The sequence below is a fragment of the Moorena sp. SIO3E8 genome (assembly GCF_010692445.1).
Taxonomy (GTDB): domain Bacteria; phylum Cyanobacteriota; class Cyanobacteriia; order Cyanobacteriales; family Coleofasciculaceae; genus Moorena; species Moorena bouillonii.
In genome coordinates, this window is sequence record NZ_JAAHHM010000074.1 from 14,581 (window position 1) to 36,373 (window position 21,793).

The 21,793-nt window shown below is 44.3% G+C and carries 19 protein-coding genes and 1 pseudogene; 9 read left to right on the forward strand and 11 right to left on the reverse strand.

The window, feature by feature from the left end; translation table 11 throughout:
• Nucleotides 1–6: 6 nt before the first annotated feature.
• Nucleotides 7–144 carry a hypothetical protein gene (locus tag F6K46_RS25395; protein WP_293064203.1) on the forward strand — a complete coding sequence of 46 codons (138 nt, stop codon included), beginning with the start codon at nt 7–9 and terminating at the stop codon, nt 142–144.
• A gap of 19 nt (nt 145–163) precedes the next feature.
• Here the strand turns inward: F6K46_RS25395 and F6K46_RS25400 are convergent, their stop codons facing one another.
• The 3 genes from F6K46_RS25400 to F6K46_RS25410 all read right to left on the reverse strand — a co-directional run bounded on the left by F6K46_RS25400 (nt 164) and on the right by F6K46_RS25410 (nt 3,767).
• On the reverse strand, nt 164–1,048 hold the full coding sequence (locus F6K46_RS25400) for a hypothetical protein (RefSeq protein ID WP_293064206.1): 885 nt from the start codon (nt 1,046–1,048) through the stop codon (nt 164–166).
• Between the two features lie 134 nt (nt 1,049–1,182).
• Nucleotides 1,183–1,422: a hypothetical protein gene (locus tag F6K46_RS25405; RefSeq protein ID WP_293064208.1), complete on the reverse strand. Its 240-nt coding sequence runs from the start codon at nt 1,420–1,422 to the stop codon at nt 1,183–1,185.
• 296 nt (nt 1,423–1,718) lie between these two features.
• Nucleotides 1,719–3,767: an AarF/ABC1/UbiB kinase family protein gene (locus F6K46_RS25410; RefSeq protein ID WP_293064211.1), complete on the reverse strand. Its 2,049-nt coding sequence runs from the start codon at nt 3,765–3,767 to the stop codon at nt 1,719–1,721.
• 297 nt (nt 3,768–4,064) lie between these two features.
• Between F6K46_RS25410 and recN the strand changes: the two genes are divergently transcribed.
• Both recN and F6K46_RS25420 read left to right on the forward strand, forming a co-directional pair.
• Nucleotides 4,065–5,921, forward strand: a complete 1,857-nt coding sequence (gene recN, locus F6K46_RS25415; protein ID WP_293064214.1) for a DNA repair protein RecN — start codon at nt 4,065–4,067, stop codon at nt 5,919–5,921.
• A 318-nt stretch (nt 5,922–6,239) separates the two neighbouring features.
• The gene (locus F6K46_RS25420; RefSeq protein ID WP_293064216.1) at nt 6,240–8,825 is read left to right on the forward strand and encodes an adenylate/guanylate cyclase domain-containing protein; all 2,586 of its coding nucleotides are present in this window, start codon (nt 6,240–6,242) and stop codon (nt 8,823–8,825) included.
• 141 nt (nt 8,826–8,966) lie between these two features.
• On the opposite strand, the gene F6K46_RS25425 is transcribed toward F6K46_RS25420, so the two are convergent.
• Nucleotides 8,967–9,431 carry a hypothetical protein gene (locus F6K46_RS25425; protein ID WP_075897125.1) on the reverse strand — a complete coding sequence of 155 codons (465 nt, stop codon included), beginning with the start codon at nt 9,429–9,431 and terminating at the stop codon, nt 8,967–8,969.
• Nucleotides 9,432–9,634: 203 nt separating this feature from the next.
• On the opposite strand from F6K46_RS25425, the gene F6K46_RS25430 reads away from it, so the two are divergent.
• On the forward strand, nt 9,635–9,760 hold the full coding sequence (locus F6K46_RS25430) for a hypothetical protein (protein WP_293064221.1): 126 nt from the start codon (nt 9,635–9,637) through the stop codon (nt 9,758–9,760).
• Nucleotides 9,761–9,983: 223 nt separating this feature from the next.
• A complete protein-coding gene (locus F6K46_RS25435) occupies nt 9,984–10,265 on the forward strand; it encodes a helix-turn-helix transcriptional regulator (protein WP_075897123.1) in 282 nt (93 codons plus the stop codon).
• 404 nt (nt 10,266–10,669) lie between these two features.
• Here F6K46_RS25435 and hisB read toward each other — a convergent pair whose 3' ends face one another.
• The 3 genes from hisB to F6K46_RS25450 form a co-directional block, all read right to left on the reverse strand.
• A complete protein-coding gene (hisB, locus tag F6K46_RS25440) occupies nt 10,670–11,332 on the reverse strand; it encodes an imidazoleglycerol-phosphate dehydratase HisB (RefSeq protein ID WP_229415215.1) in 663 nt (220 codons plus the stop codon).
• A gap of 342 nt (nt 11,333–11,674) precedes the next feature.
• Nucleotides 11,675–12,451 carry an enoyl-ACP reductase FabI gene (gene fabI, locus F6K46_RS25445; RefSeq protein WP_075898906.1) on the reverse strand — a complete coding sequence of 259 codons (777 nt, stop codon included), beginning with the start codon at nt 12,449–12,451 and terminating at the stop codon, nt 11,675–11,677.
• 69 nt (nt 12,452–12,520) lie between these two features.
• Nucleotides 12,521–12,679 (reverse strand): hypothetical protein, encoded by a 159-nt coding sequence (locus tag F6K46_RS25450; protein ID WP_293064232.1) that lies wholly within the window; start codon nt 12,677–12,679, stop codon nt 12,521–12,523.
• Between the two features lie 441 nt (nt 12,680–13,120).
• Here F6K46_RS25450 and F6K46_RS25455 point away from each other — a divergent pair, with 441 nt between their 5' ends.
• Together F6K46_RS25455 and ntcA are read left to right on the forward strand one after the other, a co-directional pair.
• Complete coding sequence (locus F6K46_RS25455; RefSeq protein ID WP_293117475.1) at nt 13,121–13,267, forward strand: hypothetical protein; 147 nt, start codon at nt 13,121–13,123, stop codon at nt 13,265–13,267.
• 217 nt (nt 13,268–13,484) lie between these two features.
• Nucleotides 13,485–14,162 (forward strand): global nitrogen regulator NtcA, encoded by a 678-nt coding sequence (ntcA, locus tag F6K46_RS25460; RefSeq protein WP_070391512.1) that lies wholly within the window; start codon nt 13,485–13,487, stop codon nt 14,160–14,162.
• A 3-nt stretch (nt 14,163–14,165) separates the two neighbouring features.
• On the opposite strand, the gene F6K46_RS25465 is transcribed toward ntcA, so the two are convergent.
• From F6K46_RS25465 to F6K46_RS25480, 4 genes are all read right to left on the reverse strand, one after another.
• Entirely contained in the window at nt 14,166–15,215 is a 1,050-nt protein-coding gene (locus F6K46_RS25465; RefSeq protein WP_293064234.1) for a GGDEF domain-containing protein, read from the reverse strand.
• Nucleotides 15,216–16,500: 1,285 nt separating this feature from the next.
• Nucleotides 16,501–16,635, reverse strand: a complete 135-nt coding sequence (locus F6K46_RS25470; protein WP_293024932.1) for a hypothetical protein — start codon at nt 16,633–16,635, stop codon at nt 16,501–16,503.
• A gap of 27 nt (nt 16,636–16,662) precedes the next feature.
• Nucleotides 16,663–16,860 (reverse strand): heavy-metal-associated domain-containing protein, encoded by a 198-nt coding sequence (locus tag F6K46_RS25475; protein WP_293024934.1) that lies wholly within the window; start codon nt 16,858–16,860, stop codon nt 16,663–16,665.
• Nucleotides 16,861–17,684: 824 nt separating this feature from the next.
• On the reverse strand, nt 17,685–17,921 hold the full coding sequence (locus F6K46_RS25480) for a hypothetical protein (protein ID WP_293064236.1): 237 nt from the start codon (nt 17,919–17,921) through the stop codon (nt 17,685–17,687).
• A 134-nt stretch (nt 17,922–18,055) separates the two neighbouring features.
• On the opposite strand from F6K46_RS25480, the gene alaS reads away from it, so the two are divergent.
• Together alaS and F6K46_RS25490 are read left to right on the forward strand one after the other, a co-directional pair.
• A complete protein-coding gene (gene alaS / locus F6K46_RS25485; protein WP_293064238.1) occupies nt 18,056–20,686 on the forward strand; it encodes an alanine--tRNA ligase in 2,631 nt (876 codons plus the stop codon).
• Between the two features lie 299 nt (nt 20,687–20,985).
• Nucleotides 20,986–21,267: pseudogene (locus F6K46_RS25490) on the forward strand (helix-turn-helix domain-containing protein); the annotation flags it as partial.
• Nucleotides 21,268–21,793 lie beyond the last annotated feature (526 nt).

Below are 21,793 nucleotides of genomic sequence, written 5' to 3' on the forward strand. Positions count from 1 at the left end.
AAAACTATGATATATAATATAGTTAAAAATACTATTAAGCCCCAAAAACTACTTTTTTCCGATTCCCGATTCCCGATTCCCGATTCCCGATTCCCGATTCCCGATTCCCGATTCCCGATTCCCGATTCCCGATTCCCGATTTAACACTAATGAACTAGTTAAGTCAGCCAGTTACTCTAACTTCATAGTTCACGGTTCCTAGCCAAGACATCCCAGGTATTTGGTATGGCTTGAATAGTAAACTATCTAAGTTGCCATACTTGACTATATGCTTGATAAAATGTTGAGAACCTTTAAAAATATCAACACTATTAGGTATAGAGTTATCTTCTGATCCTAAATTTAGAGGTAATTTAGCTAAATCCTTGAGAGACTTTAAGGATTCATAGGCTGAAGAAAACTGAATATAGGTAGAAATAGCGCTACGCATTTTTGAATCAAGTCCAGCCGGATTCTTAAGTTTATCCTCTTCAATAACTGCACCAAAGCGCTTTTTAATAAACGTCCTAACGTTTTCTGAGTAGGACTTGGAATTATACTGATAAATCGCCTGAGTAATAGAAGATTGCTTACCAGAGTTAATCATCTTCCCTACCACGTAAGCTGCAATATCCGCAGTATAATCAGAATCTCTGGCTAACCTATCCAAAGCTTCTTCGACACTGTTAACATCTATGTTGTCATTGGGGTCTCGATAGGCCACAATAGCCGAACCAATATCTCCAGCCCATGAAGTATGGTCACCAGTCCAACTAGTGAAATCTGACCATTGGAATCCAGGCTGATCAATTTGATCAGAAAGGGAACCGATAAAATGGCCAAAGTCAGTAATTTCACCACTTAATACTAATTCATTGATATTGAGTTTTCCCTCAAATTCATCTCGAATATACTCTTGGTGATACCCCGTAGCTGTACTCCATAACCGACTAGTATATTCCTTCTTAGTGTACCCACGCAAATGATTAACAATTTCATAAGCGGATTTACCAGGGTTCTCACTTTCAATTTTCTCGATGAATTGCAATGCTTCTTGTAGTTTAGACATAGGTTTAAACTAGATGAATCCCTCTTAGTCATACTGTAACCTACGTCTTGGAGTTGTTAGATTCCGGATTTGTTGGCCAGATTTAGGTTGTCAGGTTGTCAGGTTGTCAGGTTGAAGGTTGAATGGTTGAAGGTTTAAGGTTGGATGGTTGAAGGTTGGATGGTTGAAGGTTGAAGGTTGGATGGTTTAAGGTTGTTTGGTTGTTTGGTTGTTTGGTTGTTTGGTTGAACGCGATGGACTTCGTCCCGCAGTCGAGCGATCGCGTGGCCAATAGGCCAAGGTTGTTTGGTTGAAGGTTGTTTGGTTGAAGGTTGTTTGGTTGTCAGGTTGAACGCGATGGACTTCGTCCCGCAGTCGAGCGATCGCGTGGCCAATAGGCCAAGGTTGTTTGGTTGAAAGTTTTAAAGTTTAATAACCTGTAACCTGTAACCTGTAACCGCGTCACCTGTAACCTGTAACCTTTAACCTTCAACCGGTTAACCTTTAACCTTCAACCTTCAACCTTCAACCTTCAACCTTCAACTTTAAATTTTCAACCTTTAACCTTCAACCTTCAACCTTCAACCGGTTAACCTTCAACCGGTTAACCTTCAACCTTCAACCTTCAACCTTCAACCTTCAACCTTCAACTTTAAACCTTCAACCTTCAACCAAATAATATTGCTGTAATCTATCGCATTGCAGCAGTGGGGGGCAAAACCAAGTTAGGGTTTGACCCCTGCCCATGACCGTTAAGGGTGTCATTGTCGGGATTATCCTGGAGTAAAGCCTCCCGAATCATCCGAGCAATCACTCGCTGTGCCAAACCACCAGCAATTTTTTGTCCCATTTCCTGGGTCTCCTGTTTTAGGAACACTTGAGGAATAACTGGCAACAATTGCATTAGGTCAAAACCAGGAGTGTCTTGTAAAATTTGCCAAATCCGTTGGATATTCTCAGTACTTTCGGGTTTATCTTCTGGCTTCTTGTCTTGATTATCTTGATTATTTATTTCTAAGCCTAGACGTTCCTGCAAGGCATAACTGACGTTATCCAATGTCCGCCTTCCAAAGCTATCGATAGCCTTGACAATCTCATTGACCAAGTGCTCCCGGATGAAGGCTCCTCGCTCTGAAAAAATAAAGTCTAGGGTTTGATCTAAGACTTGGTTGATATCATAATCTGGAGAATTTCCAGCATTACGCAACAGGTTTTCCAGACGGTTCCAACGGAAACCCTCATCCTTGAACAGTAAATCCCTCAAGGATGCCCGTAATTCTGGTGATGAATCCGTCAATAGGCGCTTGGCTACATAAGGATAGGCTTTACTGAGTACTTTGAAATCTGGCTCAACATTAATGGCAATCCCTTCTAAGGTGACTAGGGAGCGAATAATCAGGGCATAGTAAGCGGGTACCCGGAAGGGATACTCATACATCAAAGCTGATAACTGGTCAGTGATACTCTTGAAGTTGAGTTCTGCCACACTAGCTCCCAAGGCATTGTTAAAAACCTTGGCTAGGGCAGGAATAATTGGTGTCAGGTCTGTATCTGGGGTCAGAAACTCCAGCTTCACGTAGTCATTGGCCAAACCAGGGAAGTCACGATTGACCAGATGAACAACAGCTTCAATCAAACCATAGCGCTGATACGTCTTGACTTGGCTCATCATCCCAAAGTCAATATAAGCCAGCTTGCCGTCAGAGGTAGCTAACAGGTTTCCAGGGTGAGGGTCAGCGTGAAAGAATCCGTATTCCAGTAGCTGTCGCAAGGAACAGTTTACCCCAACTTCAATCAAGTGCTTGGCATCAATGCCTTGAGCCTTGATTTTCTCCATATCCGTCAGCTTACTACCCGTTATCCATTCCATAGTCAGGACACGACGCCCAGTGTAGTCCCAGTAAATTCGGGGAACATAAATTTCTGGTAGTTTGCCGTAAAGCTTGGCAAAGCGTTCAGCATTGCGCCCTTCATGCTGATAGTCCATCTCTTCAAAGATACGGGCACCAAACTCATCCATGATGGCAACCAAGTCACTGCGCACCCGCTTGACATTGGTTTGTACCCACTGTGCAACAAGGCGTATAATGTAGAGATCAAGCGTAATTTTATGTGCCAATCCTGGTCGTTGTACCTTGACCGCAACAGTTTCGCCAGTTTTAAGTTTGCCCTTATAGACCTGTCCTAAGGAAGCCGCTGCCACAGGCTTTTCAGTCAGTTCAGCGAAAATATTTTCCGGGCGATCGCCTAATTCTTCCTCGATAAATTTATAAGCCACCTCATTCTCAAAAGGTGGGAGTTGGTCTTGTAGCAGCGTCAACTCATCCAAGAAAACTTGTGGGACTAAATCCGGTCGTGTGGAAAGAGCTTGTCCGATTTTAATGTAAGCTGGTCCTAGATCGGTTAAAATTTCCCGCAGTTGAATCGCTCTGGCTCGGTTCTCGGTAACATCCCGACCGCGAAACCGATCCCACCACAGACCGAGAGCAAACGATATGAATGACCAGATAATGGTGAAAGACCGCCGTAGAATTAGCAGGTATGCCCTCTGGTACTGGGCTGCGATCGCCGACGGGTCGTAGCGTGGTTTGTCTGTTTCCAAGACAGAGGATCCCGTTGTCGAGCTCAACTCTTCCTCAACTGAGCTATTGCTGCCCGACACTGGCACCAATGACTTGTCCGCATCAGCCTCTGAGTCTAGTGCTTGATGAGAAGTTGGGGAAACTGTTTTAGGATTCATAAGAAGATATTTCCGACGGACCAACAGAAGCGATTCTGTAAACTATTGTAACAAAAGGGGGATATCATTAAAACTTAATAAAGGTTCGGCAATCTTCATACCACAATGGTGGAATAACCCATTCCTGGGTAAGAATACTGATTTTTAGTGGACAGTTGACGATAAACTGAATGGTGAACGGTCAACGATTACTAGAGTTAACCCAATGACTTCAATTGGGTATTAGGGTGTGACTTTTCCGAAATTGTTACAAAATGTGTTTAATATCACAATTTTCCCAACAGTGAATTTTGCTCAATGTTACTTTATTTGCGAATTCACAACTTTGCCTTAATTGACCACTTAGACGTGGAATTCGGTGCTGGTCTAAATGTGTTGACTGGGGAAACCGGTGCGGGTAAGTCCATTATTTTGGATGCCATTGATATTGCCCTGGGGGGAAAAGTCACCAATCGGCTGATTCGCACAGGGACTAAACGGGCTTTGGTAGAAGCCACCTTCTCGGTAGATAACCCCTTGATAGCCTGGTTGAGTGAGCAAGAGATTGACTTACTTGATCAAGCCGATTTAGTCTGTAGCCGAGAGATTACCGCAACAGAGAAAGGCATGCGATCGCGTTCTCGGGTCAATGGCACGATAGTCAATCGGCAACTGATGGAGGGACTGCGTGAGCGCTTGGTAGAAATTACTGCTCAGGGTCAAACCATACAGCTAATTATGCCAGCACGCCAACGAGGGCTACTCGACCTTTACGGCGGTTCCCTTGTGATCCAACAGCGAGATCGAGTTGCATCTGCGTATATAGCTTGTCAAGAGGCCAAGAAAGCTCTAGAGACACAGCAAAGGTCTCAGCAAGAACGCCTACAACGTCTGGACTGGTTAGAGTATCAAATTCAAGACCTCAGTGCTGCCAACCTTACCACTCCTGAGGAACTTGAACAGCTTGAACATGAACACCAACGTCTGAACCATGTTGTGGAACTCCAGCAGAGGAGTTACCAAGTCTATCAAGCACTTTACCATAATGATCAAGGGACAAAAGCAAGTGCTGATTTATTGGGTCAAGCAGAAAGTACCTTACAGGATATGGTAGACTATGATAGTCAATTGCAACCTCTGCTAGATCTAGTCAGTGGAGCATTGGCTCAAGTGGTGGAAGCTGCCCATCAGATTAATGCCTATGGAGATGGACTAGAGACTGATCCGGAACGTCTCCAAGTGGTGGAGGAAAGAATTGGGGTTCTTAAACAAATTTGCCGCAAATATGGACCAAGCATTGCTGAGGCAATCGCTCACTATGAGACCCTACAGGCAGAACTCGAAAAATTAGGCAGTGAAGGTGCATCTCTAGAAGAATTAGAGAAAAATTACGCCTTGAGTCAGAAAAACGTGATCGATGAATGTGATCAACTGACAAAATTGCGCTATAGGGCTGGGTCAGAACTGGAAAAACAGCTGGTTAACCAGTTAAAGCCCTTGGCTATGGAGAAGGTCAAGTTTACAGTGGAAATCAGCGCCATTGTACCCACGGCAGCTGGTGGAGATCAAGTAACCTTTTACTTCTCGCCCAACCCCGGAGAACCCTTGCAACCTCTTGCTAAGACGGCTTCCGGTGGAGAGATGAGTCGATTTTTACTGGCACTGAAAGCTTGTTTTTCCAGCAGTAATGAGCCAGGAACAACCTTAATTTTTGATGAAATTGATGCTGGGGTTTCTGGTCGGGTAGCAGGAGCGATCGCAGAACGACTCTACCAACTCAGTCAACGCCACCAAGTTCTTTGTGTTACTCACCAACCGTTAATTGCTGCGATGGCAGACCAACATTTTAGGGTGGATAAACAGGTGATTGCTCAACCAATTTCTAGCATTTTGAAACAACCATCTTCCCCTCAAGGTAACCTTCCTGGCACTACTCAAGTTGTTACCCAAATACCGGAATCTGGAATGCCCGAGCTTAGAACTGTAGTGAGGATTAGCCTCCTGAATCATCCCCAAAAGCGGCAGGAAGAAATCGCACAGTTAGCTGGTGGACAGTCGGCTCAAGACGCTATGAATTTTGCGGCTTCCTTGTTGTCCCAAGCTGCTAGCTGGCGTAAGACATGCACAGTGGAAAAACAGGACCTTGGCCAAGCAACGAAAATTTCAGAGAGCTAACTGTTAAAACTTGTGAGGTTATGATGCATTAGTTTAATACTTGGATCGCAATTGATTAATTAAGCTACTGACAAATTAATCTAGAATGCACTATAATCCAATCAGGCCATATTTAACTCTCAATCAGAAAAAATCTACTCAGCGGCCAGCATAGAAGGTGCTCTCTAGGTAATCAACAGATTAGCCTTAAACCCAGATCAATTCGGTTAACTGGCTCTGACGAGTCAATAAGTATCAATCTAAGAGTCAATAAGTATCAAAAAGACGCCATCATTAGATCGCTTCAGCAAATCAAAAGCTTTAGCGCAGGATAATTCTATGGTAGCTGCATCTGTTTATCAACACAATTCAAATCAGGTGGAAAAGGGGAGCATATCTGAGGCAAATTCCTCAGCAGCCGGTTCGCTAGTTGCGGCGGGACAAGGGATATCTAACTTCCTAGCGCCTTTAAACCGGGAAAGTTTAAAACAAGTAGTCCCAAGTGTAGAAAGCGCACTCCAGATCGTCAATCAAACCCTGTCGATGCTGGACGCTCTACTGGAAAACCAAGATTTTGAGAAGGTTCTCCAGGAGATTTTGAATGCGATTACTATCAAGACGGCGGAGTTAATGAATGCCGACCGAGTAACAATATTTTTTCTGGATGAAGACAAGCACGAACTTTGGTCGGTAGTGGCAAAGGGAGAGGGAAACAACACCTTAGGAGAACTGCGATTTCCAGCTGATCAGGGCATTGTTGGTGAAGTAGCTACTTTCAAACGGGTGGTTAACGTTCCCTACGATTTTTATGATGACCCTCGTTCTAATACTGCGAAAAAGTCTGACCAAAAAACTGGATATCGCACCTATACCCTGCTAGCATTGCCCCTGTTGAATCGACAGGGGGATTTAGTTGCCGTAGTCCAATTACTTAATAAGGTCAAAAATTCCTATACACAGAACGCTTCCTTAAACGAAAAAATTGATCAACAGGGCTTTACTGACGAAGATCAAAAACTGTTTAGGGATTTTGCTCCTTCGATGCGGCTGGTTCTAGAATCTTCCAAGTCGTTGTACCGAGCTACCCAGAGACAAAGAGCAGCAACAGCACTGATCAAAGCCACAGAATCCCTCAATCTCAGCAGTTTGGATCTAGACGAAACCCTCAAGCGGGTGATGGATGAGGCGAAAACGCTGATGAAGGCCGACCGTAGTACCCTGTGGCTGATTGACCGAGAGCGTAATGAACTGTGGGCGCAAATTCCCCAAGCGGATGGTTCCTCCCAAGAAATCCGGATCCCAATGGGTGTTGGCTTTGCCGGGAAGGTAGCTCAAAGCGGTGAAGCTCTAAATATTCCTTTTGACCTATACGATCATCCCAATTCTAACAATTCCAAAAAAGTTGATCAGGAATCTGGTTATCGCACCTGTAGCCTGTTGTGTATGCCAGTGTATAACTCCAATCAAGAGTTAATAGGTGTAACCCAACTAGTCAACAAGAAAAAAAGCGGTGACTTTGAGCCCTACAATCCAAATGATTGGCCGAAAGCTCCCGAATGCTGGAAAGCAAGTTTTAATGGAATTGATGAAGACTACATGAAGGCGTTCAATATTCAAGCTGGGGTAGCCATACAGCGAGCGAAACTGTTTGCCACCATCAAACAGCAGGAACAAATTCAGCGGGATATGCTGCGCAGTCTCAGTAATGGGGTTATTTCCACCGATAAAACCGGTAAGATTATCGCTACCAATGAAAGTGCCAAGAAATTACTGGGGTATTACCCTGGAGACAGCTTGGAGGGGTTATTGGTTAGTCAGTTAATTAACATCAAAGGTGGAAATTTTGCTCAATGGCTCCAGAATGCTTTAACTGCCAAGACAGAAAAAGACAGCCGTCAGTACTACCCCGACCAAACCCTGATTTCCCAGGGGTTAGAATCAACCAAGCATTGTGTGAATCTCTCGATTAACTCTATTGCTGATGCCAGTGATCAAACCCATGTCTATGGTGCGTTGGTAGTCATGGATGACATTAGTGATGAAAAACGCCTCAAGACTACCATGTATCGCTACATGACCCAGGAGTTAGCAGAGGAATTACTTAAGCTTGATGACCATAAATTAGGAGGCGATCGCAAAGAGGTATCAGTTCTGTTCTCAGATATTCGTGGCTATACTGCCTTGACCGAAAGTTTAAAGGCAGAAGATGTCGTGGGTATGCTCAACGACTATTTTGAGTCGATGGTGGATGCAATTTTTGAATATAAAGGTACCCTCGACAAATACATTGGCGATGCGATTATGGCTGTTTTTGGTTCGCCCTTGCCCCAAGAAGATCATGCTTGGAGAGCAGTGCAAACTGCCTTAGAGATGCGCCAGCGTCTCAAAGAGTTTAATCAACAACGTGAAGAAGCTAATCGAAAACCTTTAAAGATCGGCATTGGCATCAACTCCGATAGCGTCATTAGTGGTAATATGGGTTCAACTAAACGAATGGAGTTTACCTCTATTGGTGATGGAGTCAATTTAGGTGCTCGCTTGGAAACGGCTAGCAAGCAATACGGTTGCGACATCTTAATTAGTGAGAATACTTACAGAGCCTGTTTTGACCAAATCTGGGCTAGGGAATTGGACAAGGTAATTGTTAAGGGCAAGACCAAGCCAGTATCCGTTTATGAATTAGTGGGCCTAAAATCTGAACCGATTTCTGAGTACAAAGCACGCATCATTGAACATTACTACAAAGGCCGTCAGTATTACCTCCAGCGACAGTTCGCCCTCGCCATGGGTGAGTTTGGCACTATCCTAGAAAAATATGACAAACATGACCAAGCCTCTGTATTGCACCTGAAGCGTTGTCAGCGTTTTCTTCAAGAACCTCCTAACGATGACTGGGATGGTGGCTGGAAGTTGTTAGAGAAATAGTCCTTAGTCCTTAGTGATTGCTCAAAGCATAATTGTTTCAAAGCATAATTGTTAAGACCATAGCGCCCATACAATCAACCCGATTCAACGGGTGCAAGCCTAAGTCTTGTTTCAATTAACTAAGGACTAATCGATTAACGATTAAAGAACCTTGTGAGTGTACTCATGCTGTTTGACATTATCTTCCTTAGTAACAACTCGCTGCATATTTAGCAACCGCTTGCGTTCTGTGGAAAATTTAAAGTTATCAAAGGTTGTGCCGAGGGGAATATGAGCGATCGCTTCTGGACAACTCTTGTAAGTGCGTGCAGCGGCGAGGGCTCGGTTAGTAAAATCATCGCAAAACTGAGCATCCTCTGGAAACTCAGCGGGTTTGAACAGGCTATCCCCTGAGATTACTTTACCTAGAGTCGTACCACAAGCCAATGAGTAAGATGTAGGAACACTTTTAAGCAGTGCTTCTAGAGAGGCTGAGGGGATGGGTTCAATAATTTGAACTTGATGAACTTCACCCTCTTCTTTGATAAAGCAGGTGGCTAACCCTACCACCAGGTAGTTATCGGTAGATAAATCCGGAGCATTAGCTAAGGGAGTTACAGCGGTCATAAGACGATTTCAGTACAGGATTTGAAACCAAGATAAATCACCCGCTAAGATAAATCAAATCAATAGCTTTGGTGGCATTCTATCAGGATAGCAGGTCAGCTGACACCTACCCGGTGCGCTTGACCCGTAATTAAATTCGCCACGGGTCGCACCGTTTAATCCAATAGCGGCTCACCTAAGTCTTTTCTATTTTTCTCTTCTTGATGCAGTCGCTCATGGGGGAAACCACGGCAGTCGCTCATGGGGGAGACCCCCAAGACCGCGCTGCCTCCCCAAGACCGCGCTGCATCGCTAAGTCTGGTGGTGGAGTGATGGCTTTTTGCCATTAAAGCAACCTTACTATCAGCCAACCAGGAGCCATATTTGACTGCAGGTGGATGACGTATAACGGATTGAGCTGTTATTTGTAGATTTAAGGATGGCTGGGTTAAATAACCTGGAAGCGTTATGATTAGGTTTCAAAAAGCAAAAGCAGTTTTTGGCTACCTGCTATTATCTGTTTTTGTTCATACCGTTGATGATATGGCTTTGAAAACTATACATTAAAGTATAATGCTACGTGAACATCATGACATAACCCTACTAAAGTTGCGCCAGCAAGTTGGCTTAACTCAGCGAGAACTTGCTGAAGCCCTTGGAGTAACCCAGAAAACCATTTCCATTTGGGAAAGGGGCAAAATGCAGCCTAAGCTCTCCTTTTGGCAGACTAAGTTAATCATGGAAAAGCTCAAATGCACCCTTGATCAGCTAATCATTGCCACTGAGCTGAAACACCAGAATGAAAATGAAATTAAACCACCAAGAATGATACCACATAATCCCAGATTTTTCTAAAACTCAAGGGTGCAATCTTGGCCTTTGGCTAGGTATGAATGAGGCACCGATTGCGGGGCTGGCTGCCTAGAATGGGTTTGCTAGCGTCAGCACTAGGGCGCTAGTCGTTTGAATCTATTACGATCTGCACAATGCGCTTTGCGCTTTGGTAAATTCTCGTTTGGATAATAGCTCAGTAAAAACCATTTCGTTACCAAATTCGTTACCAAAACTGTTACGAGGACTATGCCCACGGTTAGTGTACTCTACGATCAAATGTAGTTAATGCTCCTTAGACCAGTCTAAAAGCTGTGGAACTCTTAGTCCCATGGCTTTTTGTTTGTTTTAAACGTTTAGGATTTCTCAATAGCTTTGTCTTGATGCAGTCGCTCATGGGGGGAACCCCCAAGACCGCGCTGCATCGCTTACAAAACTCCCTTAGAGCTTGGAATCATCCCTGCACGACGAGGATCAATTTCTACAGCCATGCGCATTGCTCTGGCAAATGCCTTGAATGTTGCTTCAATAATATGATGTGAATTGATGCCTTCTAGTTGGCGGATATGTAGGGTGAGCTGACTATGGTTAACCAGTGCGACAAAAAACTCTCGCACCAGCTGGGTATCATAGGTCCCGACACGCTGGGTAGGAATTTCCAAGCCATAGCTTAAGTGAGGACGTCCAGAAAAATCTAGAGATACCAGAATCAAGGCCTCATCTAGGGGAGCCAGGAAATTCCCGAAGCGAACTATTCCTTTGCGATCGCTTAATGCTTTTGCCAAGGCTTGCCCTAGGGTAATCCCAACATCTTCATTAGTGTGGTGATCATCAATTTCTAGGTCCCCCTTTGCCTGCACCTCCAAGTCAATCAGTCCATGGGAAGAGATTTGATGCAGCATATGGTCTAAAAATGGGATGCCTGTATTAGCGGTGCAGATACCTGTACCATCTAAATTCAGTGACACTTGTACATCAGTTTCCCCAGTAGTACGCCTGACTGAGGCTGTTCGCGCCTTTAACCTAGACTCTTGGGTGTTGAGAATTATCGGTCCGCTCTCGATCTGCGTCGGATTATCGCTTACTTGCATTACATCTTTACTCCTGTCTAACTTAGTCTGACTTATTAGTATCACTTAATAGTTATTTGCCGATTTGGCAGTGACCAAACTAATTCAGTATTCTTCCGTTCTTGATGCAGTCGCTCATGGGGGAAACCCCCTTTGGCGGCGCTGCATCGCTTAAGTATTCGCGCATTGCATCAACCATCACGGAATGCGCGAAATAATTATCAATTCTTGATGCAGTCGCTCATGGGGGAAACCACGGCAGTTGCTCATGGGGGGAACCCCCACATGAAGGCACTGCCTCCCCAAGACCGCGCTGCATCGCTTTTTATGTTCCAATTCTATAGTTGACGCAATTGTTCTTAGTCACATTCCCATTATTTCGTAACCAGCGTCTACATATAAAACCTGACCAGTGATGCCACTGGCTAAATCACTACACAAGAAAGCAGCTGCTTTACCCACTTCTTCCTGAGTAACAGTGCGGCGCAGTGGTGCTACTTTCTCTACATGATGAATCATATCCATGATACCCCCAACTGCTGAAGAGGCTAAGGTCCGGATTGGTCCTGCGGAGATAGCATTGACCCGAATCGTTTGAGGTCCTAGTTCTGCGGCCAGGTAACGAACACTCATTTCCAGTGCTGCTTTAGCAACACCCATCACATTATAATTGGGAATTACTTTAACCCCCCCAAGATAGCTGAGGGTGACAATGCTACCCCCATCAGTCATCAAGTGTTTCCAAGCTGCGGTTAATCGATTGAGGGAGTAACTGCTAATGTCTAAGGCTAGGGAAAACCCCTCACGGGATGTCTGACTAAACTCTCCCGATAGATCCTCTTTATTGGCAAAGGCTAAACAGTGAATCAGGATGTCCAGTTTGCCCCATTGTTTTGCGATCGCATCCCCAATCGCTTCAATTTGGGCATCGTTTCGGACATCACAGGGCATGATAATGCTAGGCTCGAGGGGCTCTACCAGGTCTCGAACTTTTTTCTCATAGCGACCTTTTTCGTCAGGCAAAAAGTTCACACCTAAATTTGCCCCCGCGTTGTGCAACTGTTGGGCGATCCCCCAAGCAATGGAGCGGTTGTTGGCGATGCCAGTGACAAAAGCATTTTTTCCGTTGAGATCGAGCATGGTTTTTAGGTTGAGTCGCGCTATGAGTCAGGGTTGAAGGTTAGTTAGCCGTATATGACAGCCCAGTTATTATATCCCTTCTTGATGCAGTCGCTCATGGGGGAACCCCCAAGACCGCACTGCCTCCCCAAGACCGCGCTGCATCGCTGAATGCAGCAACGTTGAGTTTTTCAGCTCTATTCTTGATGCAAAGCGCGAGTGGGGGAAACCCCCAAGACCGCGCTGCATCGCTTTCAACTAGTAATAGGTAATTGTGAGCCCAAGTCTGGTCAAGTATTATATTGTTATAATTTTTATTATAAATTTTCAGTATAAACCTTTATTATAGTTTATAAGCAAGGGTGCCAGGTAATCAAACTACCTATATTATGGGCGATCTGCAATCACCCGGAAGCGAAATAGCGACTAACTCCCCGACTTAATAGGGATTATTTATGGCAGGCGAGCGTGAGGTTACTCACCCAACTAGAACCAGAGAAATGGCTACTGTCCACCCCAAACCCGTTCGCTCCACACCCCAAAGCGGGTCTCCCGTTTACCCTTCAGGCTTACCCCCTGAGGTAAGCACCAATAATGACCCCTGAGGTTTTTAGTGTTTGGTAGCAATTTTTACAAAAACTTAGCTCAGATTGATATTAAGTAGTTAGAAATAAATTTGTCGATTCCACGATGATTGGTACTAATCGCCGCTTCTACCTGACAGGGTTAAGGGAGAATCAAGCCGAGAGCTTGCTAAACTATAGACTAGCAGTTAACACTGTTGGCCTGTTGGCAAATCAGCTCAAAACTTGCCCGCTGCGCTTGACCCGTAATTAAATTCGCCACTGGTTCCAGTGCCGAAATTGATTGGCAAGGGGAATTAATAACGGTTGTAGCAGTTCACGAAAAACTAAATAAAACTGTTTAAAATCCGCTAAAATAGCCTAAATATACAAGCCTAAATAGACAAGATTTATTGACTAATCCGTGGCTTAACATCCCCGGAAGTCTTTTCACTATAAATAGATAGGGGCATTGCTACAAAGGAATAGATATGGATAGGGTTGTGACGCAGGATACACCACTAGCGGCTGTTTTTCGTCAGATTGGTAGAGGAGCGTTTCCACCAGTCGTAGAAACCTATGAGCGAGGTAAAACGATTTTCTTCCCAGGAGATCCAGCTGAACGGGTTTACTTTTTGCTAAAAGGTGCTGTCAAACTGTCTAGAGTATACGAAGTAGGAGAAGAAATTACTGTAGCACTGCTGCGAGAAAATACGGTTTTCGGTGTTCTATCTCTGATTACTGGTCACCAATCTGATCGGTTCTATCATGCAGTTGCCTTTACAACTGTAGAGTTACTCTCTTCCCCGATTGACCAGGTAGAAAAAGCACTGAAGGAAAACCCGGAATTATCAATGTTGATGTTACGGGGGCTATCGTCTCGGATATTACAGACCGAAATGATGATCGAAACCCTAGCTCATCGGGATATGGAGTCTCGATTGGTTAGTTTTCTATTAATTCTCTGCCGTGACTTTGGGATACCCTGTGGGGATGGGATTACCATTGAACTGAAGTTGTCCCATCAAGCGATCGCAGAAGCTATCGGTTCGACTCGGGTGACTGTCACCCGTCTACTGGGAGACCTAAGGGAAAAAGAAATGATTTCGATTCACAAGAAAAAAATTACTGTCCACAAGCCAGTGGTTTTGAGTCAGCAATTTACCTGAAAATTAGTGATTGCAACAACAATAAACCCGATTGCGACCATTAGATTTAGCAATCCGTAGGTTCTGGTCAGCACATCGCAGTAGGCTTTCCCCTCTATGGTCGTCCTTATTTTTGTTAAGGGAAGCAACACCCAAGCTAATGGTAATTGGGAGCACCAATCTTCTATCAATGTGAAAGGGTTGATCGCTAATAATATGTCGCACTCGGTTAGCCACTGCTCGGGCTTCTTTACTGTCAGTGTGACTAAGAATGATCACAAACTCTTCTCCACCATAGCGAAAGAGGGAATCTTGAATTCGTAGGTTATGTTTGAGACGACTTGCCAGTAGCTTGAGAGCGCGATCGCCTACCGGATGTCCGTAGTTGTCGTTGATGGACTTGAAATAGTCTAAATCTAGGATAATCAGACTCAGGGGCGTTGATTGACTAAAGGCATTTTCGACTTGTCGGGGTAACTCCCATTCCATTGCCCGACGATTGCTCAATTCTGTCAAGGGATCAACCAATGCTATCCTAGATAGGAAATCATTAGTGTGCATTGCTTGCCGGTATAGTCGCACTCCTCGTAACCCTGCCTGAATTTGTGCCTTAAGCAACCGATTTTCTGCTACAGCTATGGCTGAGTCTTGATTACTGATTGAACTGATCCGTAAGTAGGCATCTGCACCGTTTTCTAGGGCTTGAGCACATTCTCTTAACTCCCAGTTTGGGTCTCGGCCCATTTTTGTAATCGCTATTTCGGGCAAGTCATTGATCAAAATGCAGTATATCCAACCGAGCAGCTTTTGTTCTTTAATATGACGACATATTTGTAAACTAGCCACCTGGGTTGCCTGCAAAATTAAAATAGCGGGTTGTCTAGTCTTGATGAGTTGTATGACATCATCAAGTTCCCAAGATACCTCGACAGTGCTAGACCTTATATAGCAAGTCCGCTTCACAAATGCAGTGATAAACTGTTTATTTCCTACTACTAATATAGAAGTATCGTTTTTATTTATAGTTAGCTCTACAGAGCTAATACATTCACCAGCAATTAATAATCTTAACACTGCTACTTCTTCAAGAAAGTATTAGCTAATACGTTTGGCTCTAAATTCACCAGTCTATGGGATTGGCTATGGGATAGATAGATTCTAGATAACTAGATAAATTTCTCCTATTGCTGACTATCGTTTGGGAGCTCAAGTACAGTTGGATCAGTTACCAATTTCCCATTGCCGATTCCCGATTCCCCGATATGGATTGTGAATCACGAGCTGTGGAACTCTTGATAAATTAGGTAATTTGATATTATAACAATCATTTTTAAACTATCTTATTGTATATAGCAATTATAAATAGGTTGTGAAATATCAAGCGGCCAGGATGCCAATAATACCATGATTTTGGGTTTATAGATTTTCACAACTCGTTTACAATTGTTATATCGTTTTTAGTTTAACTAGTTTTATTGAACATAAACCTGAATAACAATAAAAATTAGTTTAATCCCCGATGAATCCAAAGCCAACTTAGGCACAACTTAGGCACAACTTAGGCACAACTTAGGCACATCTTAGGCACATAGTTAATTAGGGGTTACTCAGCCGAAGCTGAGCACAGGGATTATTCTATTTATACTTTCCTCTAATACTCTCTTGTTTTTATCACAAGTGGCAGTAGCAATTTCCTGGTATCCAGGTAATTTTTCTAAATCTTTATCGAAGATGGTGAAAACACCTAACTGTTCAACTGAGTGAGAGCATTATTATTCCCACTAACCTCTAATATCAAGTCAGGTTGAATACCCATAATTAGAGGGAGGGTGGGGAGATGGGGAGATGGGGACCCACCCCTAACCCCTCCCAGGAGGGGGAGATGGGGAGATGGGGAGATGGGGAGATTTTTATTAAGGGTAATTATTTCGACATGATCTAAAAAATTTCTTGCAGCCGGAGAGCCTGTGGTCTGCTGCTTAATTAGGATGAAAACTAGCTACAGAATTTATCCCTGTATTTCCTTGAACTCAATGACCATCTTTGTTCCCACCTAAGATAGACTACATTCCCTACATCGTTAACCAACACCTAAGCTGGTATTCATTTAAATTCCATTGTTCTGACAGCAGGTGAGCAAGGGAGCAGGTTTTTTTATAACTGAATAATATCCAATTTAAATGCGCAACACCTAGTTAACCAACACCTAGTTAACCAAAATAATATAACTTACTGATGTATTGTCGTTCGCGTAGCGTCGGCTTTGCCGAAAGGTTAATGTTTGAAGGTTGATAGTCAAAGGTTAACCATTAGCCGTTCGGCAATTTTGATTAAGCTGTCACCCATCTAATTTGCATACTTAGAACGAGGGGGAGAGTGGCAGAGGGATTGACGACTTTTTCCGTTCGCGTAGCGTGGCCATTCGCACCTCAAGCAGCGTGGCAAAAGGCCAAGCGTGGCCAACGGCCAAGGCCTTAAGTAGCAAATCGGCCAATCAAATCACACTAGCTTACTTGGTAGCTTACTCCACGGTGTGACCGACAGTCGTTATGATCTGTCTAATTGAATCTTCAGAGGCTTCGGTTTCAACTCTAACTGTCTTTGATGTTACATCCACTGCGACTTTAGAATCTGGCTCCTGTTGGAGTATACCTTCGGTAATGGTCTTAGCACAGACATCACACGCAATACTGGGAACTTTTAACTGTACTACTGCCATAGTCAATACTCAATCAGTTTTTCTGACACCGGTTAATCAGCTTCCCCTTAAAGCTCGCAGCCCAAGCTAGCAAGGTTAATGCTTACCAATAACTTAGCTCGATTGACGATAATACTCAATGGGCCTAGCCAGGATTGACTAGACCCATTCGAGTGGAAAAAGACAAATTTTCAACGAGTTAACTTTCTGACTACCAGTTTTGAATCACTACTATGGTTGGCAAACTACACAGATACACCTAATACTACATCTCACACAGTCGTGTCTTTCCGGACTTTGGTTTGGCTTACTCCAACTTCTGTTGGTTTTTGGCCACTTGATGCTATGTTCGATTGGTGCCTACTGTGGCTGGGTCATAGACCGCTAGAAATCATCTTATCTATGCCCATTTAGGTTTTGGCTTCAGGTTTTTCTCTGAAGGATGACTTCCACTCTTTCAATCTAACACGACCTTCTGGAGATTCCGAATACTTGTTGTTAAAGTTAAGGAGTCTTTACAAACTGCAACGATTAGATGAAAAATTATGAAGGGTCTGGGATTTCCCCAATAGGTTGCACCAATACTCAAAGGGCCTAGCCAGGATTGACTAGACCCATCTGAGTGGAAAAAGACAAATTTTCAACGAGTTAACTTTCTGACTACCAGTTTTGATCACTATGGTTGGCAAACTACACAGATACACCTAATACTACATCTCACACAGTCGTGTCTTTCCGGACTTTGGTTTGGCTTACTCCAACTTCTGTTGGTTTTTGGCCACTTGATGCTATGTTCGATTGGTGCCTACTGTGGCTGGGTCATAGACCGGTAGAAATCATCTTATCTATGCCCATTTGGTTCTTAGCTTCAGGTTTTTTTCTGAAGGATGACTTCCACTCTTTAAAGCTAACACGGCTTTCTGGAGATTACGAATACTTGTTGTTAAAGTTAAGGAGTCTTTACAAACTGCAACGATTAGATTAAGAAGGTTGAAGGTTGTTCGCGTAGCGTGGCCAAAGGCCAAGGTGACAGGTTGAAGGTGACAGGTTGAAGGTAACAGGTTACAGGTTGAAGGTTGCATGGTTTGCTCTCCTATCAAGGGTGGGCTTTCACCTTCGGTTCTATGTCACAATAGATCATAGGTAAATTAATAAATATAGCGATAGGGGTTTACTTCCCATAAGCCCATAGCCTAAAGCTGACTTGTAGAGAACCATGCCCGATATCCCTAATTATTTGCGCGGTAACGAAATCCGGCAAACTTTCCTCGATTTCTACTCCCAACGGCAACACAATGTATTGCCAAGTGCTTCGTTAGTACCGGAAGACCCGACGGTGTTGCTGACAATTGCGGGAATGTTGCCGTTTAAACCGATTTTTCTAGGACAACGTCAGTCGGAATTCCCTCGCGCCACCACCTCCCAAAAATGTATCCGCAACAATGATATAGAGAATGTGGGACGCACGGCACGGCATCATACTTTTTTTGAGATGCTGGGGAATTTTAGTTTTGGGGATTATTTTAAGGAACAAGCGATCGCATGGGCATGGGAACTCTCTACAGAGGTATTCGGTTTGCCACCAGAACGCTTAGTAGTCAGTGTGTTTCGGGATGATGACGAAGCGTTTGCGATCTGGCGGGACAAAATTGGCATCCCAGCCCATCGCATCCAGCGCTTGGGTGAGGAGGATAATTATTGGAAATCGGGTCCGACCGGTCCGTGTGGTCCGTGTTCAGAACTTTACTACGATTTTCACCCAGAACTGGGAGATGAAAGCATTGACTTGGAAGATGATACCAGGTTTATTGAGTTCTATAACCTGGTATTCATGGAATACAACCAGGATGCGGAGGGTAATCGCACCCCGTTAGAGAAACAAAATATTGATACGGGGATGGGGCTGGAGAGGATGGCGCAAATCCTCCAGCAAGTGCCGAATAATTATGAAACTGATTTAATTTTCCCGATTGTAAAAACGGCAGCAGAAATTGCTGGGGTTAACTATAGCAAGAGTGATGAGAAGACGAAGGTTTCTCTGAAGGTTATTGGTGACCATATCCGGGCAATTGTTCATATGATCGCCGATGGGATTACGGCTTCTAATACCGGACGGGGTTATGTGTTGCGCCGTTTGCTGCGTCGAGTGGTGCGTCATGGCCGTTTGATTGGGATTGATGGGGAATTTACCTGGGAAGTGGCTCAAACAGCGATCGCATTATCTGAATCAGCTTATCCTAATGTGCGGGAACGGGAAAAAACTATCCAAGCGGAAATGCAGCGGGAAGAGTCTCAATTCCTGAAAACCCTGGAACGGGGAGAGAAGCTGCTAGCTGAGATTTTGGCCAAGAAGCCTAAGCAGATTTCTGGCACAGATGCGTTTACGCTCTATGATACCTATGGTTTCCCAGTGGAATTAACTGAGGAAATTGCTGAAGAACAGGGCTTAACGGTAGACCTCGATGGCTTCGAGGTGGAAATGGAACGCCAGCGGGAACGGGCTAGAGTTGCCCATGAAACGATTGATTTAACAGTACAGGGTAGCTTAGATCAGCTAGGGGAGCAGATCGATAGTACGGCATTCCTGGGTTACACTGAACCCCAGTCCATGGCTAAGGTAGAAGCTTTGCTAGTTGATGGGAAGTCGGTGGAATCCGCTGGGGCTGGCAGTAAGGTCCAGGTGATTTTGGATCAGACCCCATTCTATGCGGAATCTGGGGGACAAATAGGCGATCGCGGTTATCTGTCTGGGGATTCGCTATTGGTTCGCATCGAAGATGTTCAGAAGGAATCGGATTTCTTTGTCCACTTCGGTACTGTGGAACGGGGAAATTTAGCGGTAGGCACAACAGTAACGGCTCAAATTGACCGGGCTTGTCGCCGTCGAGTTCAAGCTAACCATAGTGCGACTCATTTACTGCAAGCGGCTCTGAAAAAAATTGTTGACCCAAGCATCTCTCAGGCAGGCTCTTTGGTGGCTTTTGACCGTTTGCGCTTTGACTTCAATTGCCCTCGCGCTCTGACATCGGAAGAGTTAGAGCAAATTGAGGCACAAATTAATACTTGGATTAGTGAAGCCCATACCGCAGATGTGGAGGTGATGCCTTTGACAAAAGCTAAGGCTAAGGGCGCAACCGCTATGTTTGGGGAAAAGTATGGCGATGAGGTCAGGGTGATTGATTTCCCTGGTGTCTCCATGGAATTGTGTGGTGGTACCCATGTCAACAATACTGCTGAGATTGGCGTGTTTAAGATTATCTCTTCCGCAGGGGTGGCTTCTGGGATTAGGCGGATAGAAGCAGTGGCTGGACCGGCGGTGCTGGATTATCTGAATGTGCGGGATAAGGTGGTTAAGGATTTATGCGATCGCTTTAAGGCACAACCGGAAGAGTTACCTGAGCGGATTAGTAATTTACAACAGGAACTCAAGGCTACTAATAAACAGTTAGATGCCCTGAAGCAACAACTGGCTTTGGCAAAATCTGACCAGTTATTAGCACAAGCTAAGTCAGTCGGTGAGTTCAAGGTTCTGGTAGCGAAGATGGAGGGAGTAGAACCAGAGGGCTTAAAAAGTGTTGCGCAACAGCTACAGCAGAAGCTGGGAGAAAGTGCAGTAGTGTTGGGTTCAGTGCCTAGTCCGGATAAGGTCAGTTTAGTGGCAGCCTTTAGTAAGGGTGTTAATCAGAAAGGCTTGCAGGCTGGGAAGTTTATTGGTGCGATCGCTAAAATATGTGGTGGTGGTGGCGGTGGACGACCTAACTTGGCTCAAGCTGGTGGAAAAGATGGCAGTAAGTTAGGGGAAGCTCTTGATAGCGCGTTGGAACAGTTGTTGGAAGGGTTGCAGTGATTTTGGACTGGGGGATCCCCCCTAACCCCCCTTAATAAGGGGGGGATTTGAGATTAAGGGGGGATTTGAGGAAATAGTTGTATTTGTGCGATCGCGTAGCGATTGGCCGTAAGCCACGCTACGCGATCGCTTTTTTATGCTGTGGTGAGCAATTTAGTGCGTCAGTGCAATAGTTTTTTTGAGCCACTGACCGACCCATCGTAATTGGTAAGTTAGTGCAATAATTTTTTTTGAGCGCTTGCATGTTAATCCAATTTCGGTTACAATTACCTAACTGCTGAAGCAATGGTTTTCCAGCCATGATGATTTCTACCGCCCAAGCCGCTAAATTACTAGGTGTTTCTGCCACTCGCCTCCGTTTCCTGATCAGCAAGGACAGAGTTACCGGAGCTTACAAAGTGGGTAGAACTTGGGTGATTCCTCGGTTTGATGGCATGCCAGTGGTCACTCCTGGTACTCGCGGACCGAAGCGGAACTGGTCAAAGCGTAGGAAGTACACTAAAGCTGTTATCCATGTTAATCAGAGGGTAATTCGCAACAATCTCAAGACGGGGGACTGCAATCCTATGATTACAGTAAAGCATTGAAACAATTTCTGATTTTCAGGTAATTTAATTTGGTACAGATAAGGGCATTAATTTAGATATCTCACTGCAGGATTTTTTAGTGGTGGATGGTTTACCCTTGGAGTAAGTTTAAGTGGAAAGCGGATCGCTTTTTGCTGAGTTTTGCGATGCTCTTTCACAGCCGTTAAGGGAACACATCAAACGACATATATATAGCGTTTTCATTTAAGATGTAAACTGATAAGGTCTTTTTTTATTGTCCTATAAAACTCTGGAGCTTTTGCCCCTCTTGCTTCTTGCCTCTTGGCTCTTGACTTTTTGGACAATTTATTATTATACAAATCGTTTGAAAAACCTATATCCAATTTCAGCGACTGATAAGAAGAAACGGGGTATTAAGGGTCTTGGTTGATAAGAGCTGATTTGTAAATAAAAGCTTAAGAAGCTAATCGGCGAGTCATTAAACGAATAAGCGAGCCATAAATCATCGCTTCGCGCTTTGGTTGTGTACAATTCATAATCTTTACTCAAACGCCGAAAT

Excerpts from the sequence above, each read along its gene's own strand:
- F6K46_RS25395 (WP_293064203.1), top strand. The coding sequence starts at position 7 with ATGATATATAATATAGTTAAAAATACTATTAAGCCCCAAAAACTACTT.
- F6K46_RS25400 (WP_293064206.1), bottom strand. The coding sequence starts at position 1,048 with ATGTCTAAACTACAAGAAGCATTGCAATTCATCGAGAAAATTGAAAGT.
- F6K46_RS25410 (WP_293064211.1), bottom strand. The coding sequence starts at position 3,767 with ATGAATCCTAAAACAGTTTCCCCAACTTCTCATCAAGCACTAGACTCA.
- recN (WP_293064214.1), top strand. The coding sequence starts at position 4,065 with ATGTTACTTTATTTGCGAATTCACAACTTTGCCTTAATTGACCACTTA.
- F6K46_RS25420 (WP_293064216.1), top strand. The coding sequence starts at position 6,240 with ATGGTAGCTGCATCTGTTTATCAACACAATTCAAATCAGGTGGAAAAG.
- F6K46_RS25425 (WP_075897125.1), bottom strand. The coding sequence starts at position 9,431 with ATGACCGCTGTAACTCCCTTAGCTAATGCTCCGGATTTATCTACCGAT.
- F6K46_RS25430 (WP_293064221.1), top strand. The coding sequence starts at position 9,635 with ATGCAGTCGCTCATGGGGGAAACCACGGCAGTCGCTCATGGGGGAGAC.
- F6K46_RS25435 (WP_075897123.1), top strand. The coding sequence starts at position 9,984 with ATGCTACGTGAACATCATGACATAACCCTACTAAAGTTGCGCCAGCAA.
- hisB (WP_229415215.1), bottom strand. The coding sequence starts at position 11,332 with ATGCAAGTAAGCGATAATCCGACGCAGATCGAGAGCGGACCGATAATT.
- fabI (WP_075898906.1), bottom strand. The coding sequence starts at position 12,451 with ATGCTCGATCTCAACGGAAAAAATGCTTTTGTCACTGGCATCGCCAAC.
- F6K46_RS25450 (WP_293064232.1), bottom strand. The coding sequence starts at position 12,679 with ATGCAGCGCGGTCTTGGGGGTTTCCCCCACTCGCGCTTTGCATCAAGA.
- F6K46_RS25455 (WP_293117475.1), top strand. The coding sequence starts at position 13,121 with ATGATTGGTACTAATCGCCGCTTCTACCTGACAGGGTTAAGGGAGAAT.
- ntcA (WP_070391512.1), top strand. The coding sequence starts at position 13,485 with ATGGATAGGGTTGTGACGCAGGATACACCACTAGCGGCTGTTTTTCGT.
- F6K46_RS25475 (WP_293024934.1), bottom strand. The coding sequence starts at position 16,860 with ATGGCAGTAGTACAGTTAAAAGTTCCCAGTATTGCGTGTGATGTCTGT.
- F6K46_RS25480 (WP_293064236.1), bottom strand. The coding sequence starts at position 17,921 with ATGCAACCTTCAACCTGTAACCTGTTACCTTCAACCTGTCACCTTCAA.
- alaS (WP_293064238.1), top strand. The coding sequence starts at position 18,056 with ATGCCCGATATCCCTAATTATTTGCGCGGTAACGAAATCCGGCAAACT.